This window comes from Pseudomonas fjordensis (assembly GCF_976987115.1).
Window position 1 is genome coordinate 1,155,625 of sequence record NZ_OZ336860.1, and the last position, 13,343, is coordinate 1,168,967.

Consider the following 13,343-nt stretch of genomic DNA (forward strand, 5'->3'; position numbering starts at 1 on the left):
AGGAGGCTGGAAGGGATATTTCTTGTCGCAGTTCTTTTTCAGGCATTTGTTGCAAAGATCTACAATCCCGCCGCTTTTACCGCTAGTCTGCGGACATCTGCAATGCCGACAACAGCCTTCTACAAGAGCCCGGCGATGACTGATCTGTCCCGAACCCATGGGCCTGCCAGTGTGGTGATGCCGACCCTGGAAGGCCGCTTCTACAGGCCGCCGCTGCCTGACGGCTACGTGCTGCGCCCGCGCCTGTGCGAACGCCTGAATGCCGGCCTGGAGGGGCGGCTGTTGCTGGTCAGCGCGCCCGCGGGGTTCGGCAAGAGTTCGTTGGCGGTGGAGTTCTGCCAGGGCTTGCCAGCCCAGTGGCAAAGCCTGTGGTTGGGCCTGAGCCCACGGGACAGCGACCCCGGCCGTTTCCTGGAGCGGCTGCTCGACGGCTTGCAACAGTATTTCCCGCAACTCGGCGCCCAATCCATGGGCTTGCTGAAAATGCGCCAGCGTCACCAACCCTTTGCCTTCGAAGAATGGCTCGATGGCCTGCTCGACGAGCTGGCCGTGCACCTGTCTGCGCGCTCGCCGTTATTGCTGGTACTGGATGACTATCACCTGGCCCAGGGCCCGGTGCTGGATCGCTGCCTGCAATTTTTCCTCAATCATTTGCCCGATGGCCTGGTGGTGCTGGTCACCAGCCGGCAACGTCCGGACTGGCACCTGGCACGCCTGCGCCTGTCGCGGCACCTGTTGGAACTGCATGAGCAAGACCTGCGCCTGACCCACGACGAATCCCTGGCGGTGCTGGATGGGCACGGCAACGCATTGCGCGGTGAAGCGTTGGAAAACCTGATCCGCCGTAGCGAGGGCTGGGTCGCCGGCCTGCGCTTCTGGCTGTTGGCGGCCTCCGAAGCCGGCAGTGAGGGCGCCTTGCCCCAAAGCCTGCACGGTGGCGAGGGGCTGATTCGCGACTACCTGCTCGAAGAGGTTATCGACTGCCTGCCTGCGGAGGTGCAAGCGTTCCTCTACGACACTGCACCGCAGGAGCGCTTTTGCAGCGAATTGTGTGACGCCGTTCGCGAGGCCCATGACAGCGCAGAAATCCTGCGCTATTTGCAGGCTCATCAAGTGTTCCTGGTGCCGTTGGATGAGCAAGGGCACTGGTACCGCTATCACCATTTGTTCTCTGACCTGCTGCGCACCCGCCGCGAGAAAAGCGCCACCTTGCCGCCGGCCAGCTTGCACTTGCGCGCTTGTCGCTGGTTTAACGCCCAGGGCTTGATCGACGAGGCGGTGGAGCAGGCGCTGCGGGCCGGGCACCTGGATGTAGCGGCGAATCTGGTGCAGAACCTGTCCGAAGAGCAACTGCTGGCAGAGCAGAACATCGGCATGCTGCTGCGCTGGAAGATGGACCTGCCCGACAGCCTGCTGATCAGCACGCCGCGTTTGATCGTGCTGTACAGCTGGGCGCTGGGGCTCGCATGCCAACTGGATGCGGCGCAGGAACTGTCCAGTTACCTTAGCCGCTTCCTGCCGGCGCCATCGGCCACCGCGCAAAAATCCATGTTGGCCCAATGGTTGGCGTTGAGCGGGATCATTGCCCGTGGGCGCGGAGACCGTGAGCTGACCCAGCGCTATTGCCAAGAGGCGTTGGAAAGCCTGCCGCAAAAGCGTTACGGCCAGCGCCTGGTGTGCCTCTCGACTCTGTCCAACCTGGCAATCGCCGATGCCGACCTGTGGCGCGCCCGTGGCCTGAACCGCGAATCGTTGGAACTGGCGCAGCGCGTCGGTAACCCCTTGTTTGAAGCCTTAGCCCATTACGACCGGGCCCGGGTGTTGCAGTCGCGGGGTGAGATCCTGCGGTCTTTGGATGAAGTTCGCCATGGCCTGGAGCGCCTGCATGGGCTGGCACTCCAGCGCCTGTACGCCGTGCGCGCACGGCTGTCGCTGTACGAAGGTTACCTGCTGCTGGTGCGTTGCCAGCCCGAAGCCGGCCTTGCGCGTTTGCGCGCCGGCCTGGCCGAGGCTCGCGCCTGCCGCGATATCAGTGTGCTGATCGGGCACTGTGTCATCGCCAGCTTCGAAGGGCGGCGCGGGGAGTTTGCCAATGCCTTTGCCGAACTGGCCGAGGCCGAGCGCTTGATGCACATCTGGGATGTACCGCCGATCTATTACCTGGCGATGATCACCCTGATCAAGTGCGAGCTGTGGCTGGCCCAGGGGCGCACTGACCTGGCCGACGCCTGGCTGGCCCGCCTGGGGCAGACCTACAACGGCGAGCACGCCGCGGCCGCCCCTGAGTTTCATCCGCACCTGCCGCAACATATCGAGCTGCAACAAGCCGCGCTTGATGTCACTCGCCATCAACCCGACAGCGCGCTGCAACGCCTCGAAGCGTTGGCCCAACAGGCCCATGACAGCGGGCGCCAGATGATTGCCCTGATGGCGCTGGTCCAGCAGGTGCAGTTGCTTCTGGAGAATGGCCAGGAGGCCAAGGCCAGGCCGGTATTGGCCCGTGCCCTGCAAGCCGGCTCGGGCGGCGCGTTGCAGCCGTTTCAACGCTTGTTGGAGGGTTACCCGCAGTGGATGCGCGAGCAGTTGGGCAAGGACCCCCATGGGCTGCTGAACCAGAGCTTGCTGGCGTTGCTGCCCCAGGCCAGCGCGGTTGAAGCCTCACCTCAACAGGAAACCCTGAGCAACCGAGAGTTGGCGGTGCTGCAGCTGATTGCCCAAGGCTGTTCAAACCAGGAAATCAGCAACCAGCTGTTCATCTCCCTGCATACGGTGAAGACCCACGCCAGCCATATCAACAGCAAGCTCGGCGTGGAGCGTCGTACCCAGGCAGTCGCGCGGGCCAAGTCCATGGGCTTGCTGGCCTGAGCCCATGGCTCAAGGCGCGGTCGGGCAGCCTTTGAGTGAGGTGTCGACGGTCTGATTGATCAGCGCCGCGAACCGCTTGAGGTTGTTCTGATGCGCCACCACCAGCTCGTCGATGCTCGGCCCGGCGGGTGATTGCAAGGTGGTGCGGCAGGTCAACGCTGGGCGGTCGCCATTGACTTGCCTCAGGCGCCAGCGCACATCGAGCAGCGCGTACTGTCCGGGGACCGAGTCAAAACGCTGCACCTCTACGCGCAAAGCCACGGCTTGCCGGGCATTACTGTTGGCCAATTGATCCACCAGCGCGCTCCTCAGCTCATCGGCGAGGGTGGCGGCCCACCACTGGGTTTCAAGAATCGCCAGGCCGCTGTCGCCCTGGCGAATCACTATTTGCGCACGGTCGACCTGAGGCGGCACGCTGATGCTCTCAAGGCGTACACCACCGGCCTCTGCTCGCGTACTCGGGCTCAAGTGCGCCGGGGTCAGGGTGTGAAAGGCGATGGGTTCACTGCGACAGGCACCGAGCAGCAGCAGGGTGGCCAGCAATGTGATCTTCAACGGCAATGTCATGGCGGCTCCAATGGTCATTTGCGGGGTGGCCCTTGCAGGTCCGTCGGTGCGGCGTTATCGGGGCGGCCGCGAATCAGCGACTCCGGATGCCGGCCCAGGTAATCCGAAAGCTCGCGCAGGGAGCGCGACATGCGCCCCAACTCGTCGAGGGTCTGGGTCAGTTGTTCACGCTGCGGCGAGTCTTCGGCCAGGGTTGAACTGGCCGATTGCAGGGTCTTGCTCACGTCGCCCAAGGTCGTCTGCACACCCGGCAGCGTCTTGGCGTTGAATTGCGCCAGGCCCTTGCGCAGTTCGACCAGGCTGGCGTCGAGGTTGCCGGCAATGCGCTCGACAGGCAGTTGGCTGATCTTGTTGACGATGCCTTCGAACTTCTCTTGCAGTTGTTCCAGGTTGCCCGGGATCGTGGGGATGCCCACCGGGCGCTGGTTCGGGTCGAACGCGACTTTCTCGGCCTTGGGGTAGAAGTCCAGGGCGATGTACAGCTGGCCAGTCAGCAAGTTGCCGCTGCGGGCCTGGGCGCGCAGGCCGTTTTCGATGAAGGTGCCGATCAGGCGTACGCCGGCTGCCTCATCGTCAGGGTTATTGTTCATGGCCTTGAGCAGCTTGGTGTGGGCCTCGCCGAGCAGTTGCGGGTAGATCACGATGCCGACATTGACCGGGAAGGTGCGTTTCTTCGCATCGAAATCCAGGTTGATCGATACAACCCTGCCGAACTCCACGCCAAGGAACTCCACCGGTGCGTCGACCTTCAGCCCGCGCAGGGCCTGATCGAAGCGCAGGACCATGTATTGCCCCTTGCCGTTGGGTGGGGCGAGGGCGCTTTGCTGGTCTTCGAACAACTCAAAGCTGCGACTTTCTTCGGCCGGTTTGTCATTGGGGTTGTAGGGCGGCGCCTGGAAAGCGATCCCACCCATCAACATGGACGACAAGGATTCGGTTTTCAGCGCGAAGCCATTGGCGCCGACGCTCAAGTCGACGCCACTGGCGTTCCAGAACCGTGTGTTTTCAGTGATGTACACATCATTGGGCGCATGCACGAAGATCTCGACATTCACGCCCTTGCCCTCGTTGTCCAGCTTATAGGCCACCACCTGGCCCACGGGGATTTTGCGGTAATAGACCGGCGAGCCGATGTCCAGGGAGCCCAGGGCCTGGGTGTGCAGCGTGAAGCGCTTGCCCGGTTCGCCGTAAGTGATGGGCGGCGGGTTTTCCAAACCGGTGAAGTGTTTGGCGCGGGTCTCGGATTGGCCGATGTCTGCGCCGATGTAGTCGCCGGACAGCAACGTGTCGATGCCCGACACGCCGCCTGCGCCAATGCGCGGGCGCACCACCCAAAATTTCGAATCTTCGCGGGTGAAGCTTTCGGCCTGTTTGACCAGCTCGACGGTGGCGTTGACGCTTTTCTGGTCATCACTCAGGGCCACGGCGGTTACCTGGCCGATCACCACGTTGCGGTATTTGACCTCGGTTTTGTTGGCAACCAGCCCGCTGCCGGTCTTGAAATTGAGGACGATGGTCGGCCCTTGTTGCATGACGCTGTGAATCACCAGCGAGATCCCCACCAGCACAGCGACAATCGGCACGATCCAGACCAGCGAAACGCTGAAACGACGCGTCTTGATCACGGGTTGCCCCGCAGGGGTGTCAGCCTTGGATGAGCTCATCCGAGGTCTCCTCGTTAGGTGGGTTTTCCCAGATTAGCCGGGGATCAAAACTCATGGCCGCGAGCATCGTAAACACGACCACCAGGCCAAAAAACAGAATACCCAGGCGCGGTTCGATCGTGCCCAGGGCTTGAAACTTCACCAGCGCGGCCACCAAGGCGACCACGATGACATCCAGCATCGACCAGTAGCCGATCAGTTCGATAAACCGAAACAGCTTCGAGCGCTCTTTGCGCGCCCACTGGCTATTGCGCTGCACGGTGACCAGCAACAGCCCCAGCGATAAGAACTTGATGCCCGGCACGGCAATGCTGGCGATGAAAATGATCAGCGCGATGTCCCAGGCGCCATGCTGCCAGAACTCCAGCACGCCACTCATGATAGTGCTGTCTGCACCCGAGCCGAGCATGGTGGTGTTCATCACCGGCAGTAAGTTGGCCGGGACATAAAAGGCGAGGGCGGTGAGCATGTAGGCCCAGGTGCGGGTCAGGGACTGCACCTTGCGCCGATGCAGCGCGGCGCCACAGCGCTCGCACTCGGTGGGTTCAAGGCGCATGTCGCAGGGCTGGCCGCAGGTGTGGCACAGGCACAGGTTCAGCTCGCGGGCGGTAGGCGGTGAGTTCATACGGTGTCCCACAGGTCACGCACATCGCGCCCGGCAATGCGGATCAGCAACAGGCTCAGGGCAGCCAAGGCAAACAGGCCGGTACCAGGAATAACGTCCAGCATGCCGGCCAGCTTGAACACCGCAACCATCGCGCCCAACAGGCACACCTCCAGCATGCTCCAGGGCCGGAGTGCTTCGAGCCAGCGCATGCACAGCTTGAACGCCGGCGAGCGCCGGCCGGCCAAGGCGAAACTCAGCACCCAGATCAGCAACAGCAGTTGAAACACCGGCGCGATAATGATGGAAATCGCCGCCACCAGTGCAATGAACGTGATCGGCCCCAGGCTCAGCGCAACCACCGAGTCCCAGAGGGTGGCGCTGTTTTTCAAGCCCTGCAGGCTGATGCTCATCACCGGATAGAAGTTGGCAAAGGTCCACAGCACTGCGGCGGTCACCGTCAGGGCCAGACGTTGTTGCACCGACAGGCCGTTATAGCGCTGCAGCACGCCAGAGCAGCGTACGCACAGGGCTTTCTGATGTTTGGCGAGCGTGACTTTCTCGTACACGCAGTCGCAGTGTTCGCAGATGATCTGTTGATTCGCCATGGGTGTTGCTCCAAATGCGACTGACTGCAGCAGGGGGATTTCAATGGCGCTTGTGTAGCTTAGCAGCGGATAGGCCGCGCAATCGATGCCTTCCAGAGCAGGGGCAAGCTACACCATACTGCACTTGGAACGCGCCAGAGAGCTTGCAGGACACCCATGACTATTGAAAAACAACCGTTGATTCGCGAAACCTTCCCTGTCGGGCCGTTGCAGTGCAACTGCACCATCATTGGTGACCCGATCACTAAAAAAGCCATCGTAGTCGACCCCGGCGGCAATCACGAGTTGATCCTGGCGCGCCTTGATGCGCTGGGCCTGAAGGTGGTGAGCATTATCCACACCCATGCTCACCTTGATCATTTTCTGGCCTCCGGGCAATTGAAAGAAAAGACCGGCGCCACGCTGCACCTGCACAAAGAGGATCAATTTCTATGGGACAACCTGGAAATGCAATGCCAGATGTTTCGCGTGCCCTACGTCCCGGTGCCGTCTCCGGATCGCTGGCTGGAGCATGACGAAGAGCTCGCCTGCGGCTGCGGCGTAGCCTTGCATACTCCTGGGCATACACCGGGCTCGATGAGTTTCTGGTTTGCCGACGCCAAGCTGTTGATCGCCGGCGATACCTTGTTTCGTCGTGGCGTAGGGCGTACGGATTTATGGGGCGGCGACCAGGCGACGATTGTGCGGTCGATCAAGCAGCGCCTGTATACGCTGGACGAAGGCGCGACGGTGGTCACTGGGCATGGGCCGGATACGTTGCTGGGCGATGAGATGCGGGAGAATCCTTTCGTGCGTGCGTGATGGGTTGTCGGCTCTGATACAAGCCGGTACAGACACACAGGCGCAGGCCCGAGCCAAAGACAGCTATGCTTTACGCACCCCTTCACGGAATTTTTGCCGTTTGTCGCGTTCCAAACTCGGCACAGGTCCATTGCCAATGTCCTCTGCATCACAGAATGCAAAAGTAGGAGCTTCCTTCATGTTCACTCCGCGTCGTCTGCTTGTTGTCGCTACCGCCGTAGCCCTGTTGTCTGGCTGCGCCTCACCTAACCCTTATGACGGCAGCCAGGGACAGGCCAGCAATGGTTCCGAAAGCGGCATGAGCAAAACCGCCAAGTACGGCGGCCTCGGTGCGCTGGCTGGCGCCTTGGCCGGTGCGGCCATCGACCATAACAACCGTGGCAAGGGCGCGCTGATTGGCGCAGTGGTTGCGGGTGCCGGTGCGGCAGGTTATGGCTACTACGCCGACCAGCAAGAGAAAAAACTGCGTGAAAGCATGGCCAACACCGGGGTTGAGGTGCAGCGCCAGGGTGACCAGATCAAGCTGATCATGCCCGGTAACATTACCTTCGCCACCAACTCGGACGCGATCTCCAGCAGCTTCTACCAGCCGCTGAACAACCTGGCCAACTCCCTCAAGCAGTTCAACCAGAACACCATCCAGATCGTTGGCTACACCGACAGCACCGGTAGCCGCCAACTGAACATGGACCTGTCCCAGCGTCGTGCGCAGAGCGTGGCCAACTACCTGACCTCCCAAGGTGTCAACGGTGCCAACCTGAGCGCACGCGGTGCCGGCCCGGATAACCCGATTGCCAGCAACGGCGATGTGAACGGCCGTGCCCAGAACCGTCGAGTCGAAGTCAACCTCGGCCCGATCCCTGGTCAGCAATACGGCCAGCCTGGCCAGCAGCAGGCGCCACAGCAGAACAACCAGTTCCAAGGCAACCCGTACCAGCAATACCAGTAAACGCTGGGCATTAAAAAGGGCGCCGTGCAGTCAATGCACGGCGCCCTTTTTTGATCGTTCTCCCCGCTCTGCGTTGATCGTTCCCACGCTCTGCGTGGGAATGCCCGCTCTGACGCTCCGCGTCCCACTGATGGCGCAAAAGTCGCGGCCTGTGGGGTGGTGACGCGGAGCGTCACGGGATGCGTGCCCACGCAGAGCGTGGGAACGATCAAGGACTCTACATCAGTCGATGTATTCGAACACCTTCACAATCTTCTGTACGCCCGACACACCCTGTACCAAATTGGCTGCACGGGTGGCTTCGGCCTGGGTCAGCAGGCCCATCATGTAGACGATGCCGTTGTCGGTGACGATCTTGATCCGCGAACCTGGCACAGCACTGTCGGTCAGCATCTGAGCCTTGATCTTGGTGGTCAGCAGGGCATCGTTGCTGATGGCCAGCAGGGTGATCGGGTCCATGACCTGCAGTTCGTTGTGGACCTTCTTGACGCGTTGCACGCCGGCGGCGGCTTGCTCGGCCTGGGCCTTGAGATCGGCGCGCGGGGTTTGGCCTGCCAGCAGGACCACACCGTTGAAGCTGGTCACCACAATGCGCGAGGCCCCGTTGCCCAGGTCGGTGGCCGCCTTGGCAACGTTGACCTTGACCTTGGTTTCGATCAGCGAATCATCAATGGTGCTGCCGAAGGTGCGCGTGCCCCGGTCGTCCTGGATAGGGGTGTCCCGTGTAGCGGTGATAGCCGAGCTGCAGCCGCTGATGGCGACGCACAGCGTGATGGCCAAAAGACTGAGGCGATTAACGGTCATTCTTCACTCCCGAACAGTTGGCTGTCGATCAGATCGCACAGGCAGTGGATCGCCAGCAGATGAACTTCTTGGATACGTGCAGTGACATTGGCCGGGACGCGAATCTCCACGTCCTCAGGCAGCAGCAGCGAAGCCATGCCGCCGCCGTCGCGACCGGTCAAGGCTACGACAATCATTTCGCGATCATGTGCGGCCTGGATCGCTTGAATAATATTCGCCGAGTTGCCGCTGGTGGAAATCGCCAGCAACACATCGCCGGGCTGGCCGAGGGCGCGGATCTGCTTGGAGAAGATTTCGTTGTAGCTGTAGTCGTTGGCAATCGAGGTGATCGTCGACGAATCGGTGGTCAAGGCAATGGCCGGCAGGCTCGGGCGCTCACGTTCGAAGCGGTTGAGCAGCTCGGAGGAAAAATGCTGGGCATCGCCAGCCGAACCGCCATTGCCGCACGAAAGCATTTTGCCTTCGTTGAGCAAGGCATTGACCATCACCTGGCTGGCTTGCTCGATGTGCGGTGCAAGTACGTCCATCGCCTGTTGCTTGGTGTCGATGCTGGCCTGGAAAAGCTGGCGAATTCGGGATTGCATGTCCATCTGTGTGACCTTAAGTAGCGCGGCTGTTTGGCACAGGTAATGTGCAGCCCGCAAAGCAAAGAGCAAAAATGAGTGGTGGAGGTACCCGGCGAATCAGCTGTCGAAGGCATTTTTGAGCCAAGTCAGATCAGCTGTGCCTGACGGGGTGCTTTCCATGGCAACCACATCGAAACGGCAGGGGCAGTCAGCCCAGCGATGCTCTTTTTGCAGAAAAAACTGCGCAGCGAGTATCAGCTTTTGACGCTTGCGCCCGTCGATACTGGCGAGCGCGCCACCCCATTGTGCGTGTTTTCTGTAGCGGACTTCGACGAATACTACTGTATCGCCGTCAAGCATGACCAGATCAAGCTCGCCGCGTTTACATAACCAGTTCTGCGCCAGAAGGCGCAGACCCTGTTGTTGCAGGTAGTTGAGAGCATGCAGTTCGGCATCCTTGCCGCTTTGTGCGCTGGACCGCTCGGGCATCAGCGTGGGGTATCGGGCAGGCGCTGAATGTCGCCGCCAACGAACTTCGCCCACGGCATCTGGCGATCGACGCGCTGGTTGGCGCTGATGCCCAGGTTGCCCGAGAGGCCGTCGACACGGGTGTCCGGCAGTGCCTTGAGCTGGCCCAGGCGTGGCGCCAGGCGGTAGGCATCCACGCCCATTGCGTAGAGGCGGCCCAGGCTGCCATTGGCTTGCGGCCATTGCGCGGCGACCTGGTTGCGCAGCGGGTCGGTGGTGTTAAGCAGCCAAGGGGTTTCGCAGAACATCACATTGGTCATGTCCAGGTACTGGTTGCGGTCACCGCTGGCACTGAACACGTGAGAGGTCGCGTACACCGGCACATCCCCGGCGTACTGGAAGTTCAGGGTCGGTTTGATCTGCTGGGCCAGTTGCGGCGTTACGGCCAGGAAGATGAACTCGATGTCCTGGCGACGCGAAGGCTGGGCGGCAACGTCGGTGCCGACCGTGCTTTGCAGGCTCTTGGCGCGGCCTTCGCTCTTGCGCAGTTGGAACAGATCGGCGATCTGCTGGGCCAGGGCCACAGGCTGGTCGACATACTCCACGCCCATGACGGTGCCGCCATTGGCTTCCCAATCCTGGCGGAACGCCTTGTATACACGCTCACCCCATTCGCCACGGGGCACCATGGCGGCGGCGCGGTGCAGGCCATCGGCACGGGCACGGCGCGATACTTCGCGGGCTTCGTCTTCAGCGGCCAGGCCGAACTGGAACAACTGCGCGGGGCCTTGATCGGTCTCGCTGTAGTTCAGGGCCAGGGTGGTGATCGGCAACTGCGGGCGTGCGCTGAGTTGCTTGACCAGCGGTTTTTCCAGCGGGCCGACCACCAGTTGCACGCCGGCGGCCTGGGCCTTGGCGTAGAAGTCGTCGAGGGAGGTCAGGCGCGAACTGTCATAGAACTCGATAACCGGTGGCTTCTGCCCGGCTTGCTCAGCCTGGTAGTGAGCCGCCATGAAGCCTTCGCGCAGCGCTTTGCCCACAGCGGCCAGCGGGCCTTCCTGGGGCAGCAGCAGGGCGATCTTGTTCAGGGGCTGGCTGGCCAGTTCCTTGAGTTTGGTCAGCGGCGCTGGCAGTTGCACCGCCGCCGGGTGGCCCGGGTTCTGTGCGCGCCAGGTGTCGATGGCGGCTTGTTGTTGCTCCAGCGTACCGGCGCCCTTGACCGCCTGGGCCAGGGTGATCCAGCCATCGAGTGTCGGGTTGCCGGTGGCTTGCAGCTGTTCGGCTGGCAGCGCGGCAATCAATACCCAAATGGCTTCGTGGTTGCTGCTGGCAGCCTCACCCGTCAGCAGCGGCGCCATGGCCACGCGCTCGCGAGCGGCGGCGAGGGTCTGGCCGTCGGCTTCATAGGCGCGCGCATGTACGGTACCGGTGCGGATCTGCTGGTCGGTCGGCAGTTCCTTCAGGCTTTGCAGGCTGGGGTGGTTCAGCGCTGCCAAGGCCGCCTTGGGCTGGTTGCGGCCCATTGCCAGTTCTGCGGCCAGGGTGCTGGCAAATACTTGCGCGGCTGGCTTCAGGACATCCAGGGGCACTTGCGCAAGGATCTGCGAGGAGCGGCCGGGATTGTTCTGCTGGTAGGCCAGGTCTGCCGCGCTCAGGCGCAGCAACGCGGCTTTTTCTGGCGTCTTGGCGTTCGTCGCCTGTTCGAGCAGTTGCTCGATACTGGCATCGGGCGTGCGTGGCAGTTCGCCAAGACTGGAGGAGGGCGAACTGGCGCAAGCAGCCAGCAAGGCAGCGAGGCAGAGGGCGGAGAGCAGCCGCAGGCAAGCGATCATGTAAGTGTTCCTGATACCGATCAAATTAGCGTGGAAGTGTACCCAAGCACTGGCCCAGGCGCGATGTTCATGGCGTTAAACCGTGGATTTAGGTCGTGCAAATGTTGCTAATAGCTGACGGTGGCTGAAACGGCATCGGCCGTGATGGCATATTTTCAGGGCGTCTACGCGCTACAATGTGGCTTTTGCCAACCATCGAGGTGTGCGCTTTGACTGCTCCAGGTCCTTTGAATTCCACTGCTGGCTCGCTTTTTGTGGTGGCGACGCCCATTGGCAACCTGGACGACATCAGTGCCCGGGCGCTGAAGGTGTTGCGCGAGGTGAAATTGATCGCGGCAGAAGACACGCGGCACTCCCAACGGTTGATGCAGCATTTTGGTATCAGCACGCCATTAGCCGCCTGCCACGAACACAACGAACGTGAAGAGGGTAGCCGCTTTATCACGCGTCTTTTGGCGGGTGATGACGTCGCACTGATTTCCGACGCGGGCACGCCGCTGATTTCCGATCCGGGTTACCACCTGGTCCGCCAGGCGCGCGCCGCTGGTATCAATGTAGTGCCTGTTCCAGGAGCCTGCGCGCTGATTGCTGCATTATCGGCCGCCGGGTTGCCCTCGGACCGCTTTATCTTCGAAGGCTTCCTGCCCGCCAAGGCTGTAGGTCGTCGGGCGCGTCTGCAGGCACTTAAAGAAGAGCCGCGCACCTTGATCTTCTATGAGGCCCCGCATCGCATCCTTGAATGCCTGCAAGACATGGAACTGGTGTTTGGCGGCGAGCGCCTGGCCTTGCTGGCCCGGGAGTTGACCAAGACCTTCGAAACCCTCAAGGGGTTGCCGCTGGAGGCGTTGCGGGCGTTTGTCGAGGGCGACAGCAATCAGCAGCGCGGCGAATGCGTGGTGCTGGTAGCCGGCTGGACCGCGCCGGAGAATGAAGACGCGGTGGGCAGCGAGGCCATGCGCGTCCTCGATTTGTTGCTCAAGGAAATGCCACTCAAGCGCGCCGCCGCCCTGGCTGCCGAAATTACCGGGGTGCGCAAGAATGTGTTGTATCAGGTCGCGCTCGATAAACAGAAGGCCGAATAGTTCCGGGCCCAAAACTGTATTTCGTCTGAACGTGATGGCAATGCTGCACTTTTAATACTTGTCCTCAAGCCGCCGTGCCGTTAACCTTCGCGGCGGAGAGTCGATTGGACAGTCGCTGCCCTCTATGAAAATTAGGGGGGGGAGGAAAGTCCGGGCTCCATAGGGCGAAGTGCCAGGTAATGCCTGGGAGGCGTGAGCCTACGGAAAGTGCCACAGAAAATAACCGCCTAAGCACTTCGGTGCCGGTAAGGGTGAAAAGGTGCGGTAAGAGCGCACCGCACGACTGGCAACAGTTCGTGGCTAGGTAAACCCCACTTGGAGCAAGACCAAATAGGGTCCCAAGGCGTGGCCCGCGCTGGGACCGGGTAGGTTGCTAAAGATGTCCAGTGATGGCCATCGTAGACGAATGACTGTTCAAGACAGAACCCGGCTTACAGATCGACTCTCCACCTTTTTTCCTTGCGTTCGAATCTCGTGCGCAAACCCGGTAGTAACGCAAGAATCCCTCCCTGCCAAATCATTGGCAGATGCAT

Annotated in this window: 12 protein-coding genes and 1 other RNA gene; 5 read left to right on the plus strand and 8 right to left on the minus strand. The window is 61.4% G+C overall.

Annotated elements, in window-relative coordinates; all coding sequences use genetic code 11:
- Positions 1-135 precede the first annotated feature (135 nt).
- Positions 136-2,865 carry a winged helix-turn-helix domain-containing protein gene (locus tag ACWHXD_RS05210; RefSeq protein ID WP_499083582.1) on the plus strand — a complete coding sequence of 910 codons (2,730 nt, stop codon included), beginning with the start codon at positions 136-138 and terminating at the stop codon, positions 2,863-2,865.
- A gap of 9 nt (positions 2,866-2,874) precedes the next feature.
- Here ACWHXD_RS05210 and ACWHXD_RS05215 read toward each other — a convergent pair whose 3' ends face one another.
- Genes ACWHXD_RS05215 through ACWHXD_RS05230 form a run of 4 tightly spaced genes read right to left on the minus strand, consistent with a single transcriptional unit; the run spans position 2,875 to position 6,308 of the window.
- Positions 2,875-3,432: a PqiC family protein gene (locus ACWHXD_RS05215; RefSeq protein ID WP_138761311.1), complete on the minus strand. Its 558-nt coding sequence runs from the start codon at positions 3,430-3,432 to the stop codon at positions 2,875-2,877.
- Positions 3,433-3,446: 14 nt separating this feature from the next.
- Entirely contained in the window at positions 3,447-5,096 is a 1,650-nt protein-coding gene (locus tag ACWHXD_RS05220; RefSeq protein ID WP_032893527.1) for a PqiB family protein, read from the minus strand.
- Positions 5,077-5,721 carry a paraquat-inducible protein A gene (locus tag ACWHXD_RS05225; protein ID WP_034134887.1) on the minus strand — a complete coding sequence of 215 codons (645 nt, stop codon included), beginning with the start codon at positions 5,719-5,721 and terminating at the stop codon, positions 5,077-5,079. The genes ACWHXD_RS05220 and ACWHXD_RS05225 overlap by 20 nt, the downstream gene beginning before the upstream one ends.
- Positions 5,718-6,308 carry a paraquat-inducible protein A gene (locus ACWHXD_RS05230; protein ID WP_014716964.1) on the minus strand — a complete coding sequence of 197 codons (591 nt, stop codon included), beginning with the start codon at positions 6,306-6,308 and terminating at the stop codon, positions 5,718-5,720. The genes ACWHXD_RS05225 and ACWHXD_RS05230 overlap by 4 nt, the downstream gene beginning before the upstream one ends.
- Before the next feature lie 156 nt (positions 6,309-6,464).
- Here ACWHXD_RS05230 and ACWHXD_RS05235 point away from each other — a divergent pair, with 156 nt between their 5' ends.
- Both ACWHXD_RS05235 and ACWHXD_RS05240 read left to right on the plus strand, forming a co-directional pair.
- Positions 6,465-7,109 carry an MBL fold metallo-hydrolase gene (locus ACWHXD_RS05235; RefSeq protein WP_003188651.1) on the plus strand — a complete coding sequence of 215 codons (645 nt, stop codon included), beginning with the start codon at positions 6,465-6,467 and terminating at the stop codon, positions 7,107-7,109.
- 178 nt (positions 7,110-7,287) lie between these two features.
- Positions 7,288-8,058: a YiaD family glycine zipper/OmpA-like lipoprotein gene (locus ACWHXD_RS05240; protein ID WP_020301258.1), complete on the plus strand. Its 771-nt coding sequence runs from the start codon at positions 7,288-7,290 to the stop codon at positions 8,056-8,058.
- A gap of 222 nt (positions 8,059-8,280) precedes the next feature.
- Here the strand turns inward: ACWHXD_RS05240 and ACWHXD_RS05245 are convergent, their stop codons facing one another.
- From ACWHXD_RS05245 to ACWHXD_RS05260, 4 genes are all read right to left on the minus strand, one after another.
- Entirely contained in the window at positions 8,281-8,862 is a 582-nt protein-coding gene (locus tag ACWHXD_RS05245; RefSeq protein WP_003188655.1) for a BON domain-containing protein, read from the minus strand.
- Complete coding sequence (locus tag ACWHXD_RS05250; RefSeq protein ID WP_007904374.1) at positions 8,859-9,452, minus strand: phosphoheptose isomerase; 594 nt, start codon at positions 9,450-9,452, stop codon at positions 8,859-8,861. Before ACWHXD_RS05250 ends, ACWHXD_RS05245 begins: the two co-directional genes overlap by 4 nt.
- 93 nt (positions 9,453-9,545) lie before the next feature.
- Positions 9,546-9,917, minus strand: coding sequence for a YraN family protein (locus tag ACWHXD_RS05255; protein ID WP_003188656.1), 372 nt, complete (start codon positions 9,915-9,917; stop codon positions 9,546-9,548).
- Positions 9,917-11,728: a penicillin-binding protein activator gene (locus tag ACWHXD_RS05260; RefSeq protein WP_138761312.1), complete on the minus strand. Its 1,812-nt coding sequence runs from the start codon at positions 11,726-11,728 to the stop codon at positions 9,917-9,919. The genes ACWHXD_RS05255 and ACWHXD_RS05260 overlap by 1 nt, the downstream gene beginning before the upstream one ends.
- A 176-nt stretch (positions 11,729-11,904) precedes the next feature.
- On the opposite strand from ACWHXD_RS05260, the gene rsmI reads away from it, so the two are divergent.
- Entirely contained in the window at positions 11,905-12,810 is a 906-nt protein-coding gene (gene rsmI, locus ACWHXD_RS05265; protein WP_125969538.1) for a 16S rRNA (cytidine(1402)-2'-O)-methyltransferase, read from the plus strand.
- 96 nt (positions 12,811-12,906) lie between these two features.
- An RNA gene (gene rnpB, locus ACWHXD_RS05270) (RNase P RNA component class A) lies at positions 12,907-13,260 on the plus strand.
- Positions 13,261-13,343 lie beyond the last annotated feature (83 nt).

Coding starts and splice junctions, on each gene's coding strand:
- ACWHXD_RS05210 (WP_499083582.1), top strand. CDS start 136: ATGACTGATCTGTCCCGAACCCATGGGCCTGCCAGTGTGGTGATGCCG.
- ACWHXD_RS05215 (WP_138761311.1), bottom strand. CDS start 3,432: ATGACATTGCCGTTGAAGATCACATTGCTGGCCACCCTGCTGCTGCTC.
- ACWHXD_RS05220 (WP_032893527.1), bottom strand. CDS start 5,096: ATGAGCTCATCCAAGGCTGACACCCCTGCGGGGCAACCCGTGATCAAG.
- ACWHXD_RS05225 (WP_034134887.1), bottom strand. CDS start 5,721: ATGAACTCACCGCCTACCGCCCGCGAGCTGAACCTGTGCCTGTGCCAC.
- ACWHXD_RS05230 (WP_014716964.1), bottom strand. CDS start 6,308: ATGGCGAATCAACAGATCATCTGCGAACACTGCGACTGCGTGTACGAG.
- ACWHXD_RS05235 (WP_003188651.1), top strand. CDS start 6,465: ATGACTATTGAAAAACAACCGTTGATTCGCGAAACCTTCCCTGTCGGG.
- ACWHXD_RS05240 (WP_020301258.1), top strand. CDS start 7,288: ATGTTCACTCCGCGTCGTCTGCTTGTTGTCGCTACCGCCGTAGCCCTG.
- ACWHXD_RS05245 (WP_003188655.1), bottom strand. CDS start 8,862: ATGACCGTTAATCGCCTCAGTCTTTTGGCCATCACGCTGTGCGTCGCC.
- ACWHXD_RS05250 (WP_007904374.1), bottom strand. CDS start 9,452: ATGGACATGCAATCCCGAATTCGCCAGCTTTTCCAGGCCAGCATCGAC.
- ACWHXD_RS05255 (WP_003188656.1), bottom strand. CDS start 9,917: ATGCCCGAGCGGTCCAGCGCACAAAGCGGCAAGGATGCCGAACTGCAT.
- ACWHXD_RS05260 (WP_138761312.1), bottom strand. CDS start 11,728: ATGATCGCTTGCCTGCGGCTGCTCTCCGCCCTCTGCCTCGCTGCCTTG.
- rsmI (WP_125969538.1), top strand. CDS start 11,905: ATGTGGCTTTTGCCAACCATCGAGGTGTGCGCTTTGACTGCTCCAGGT.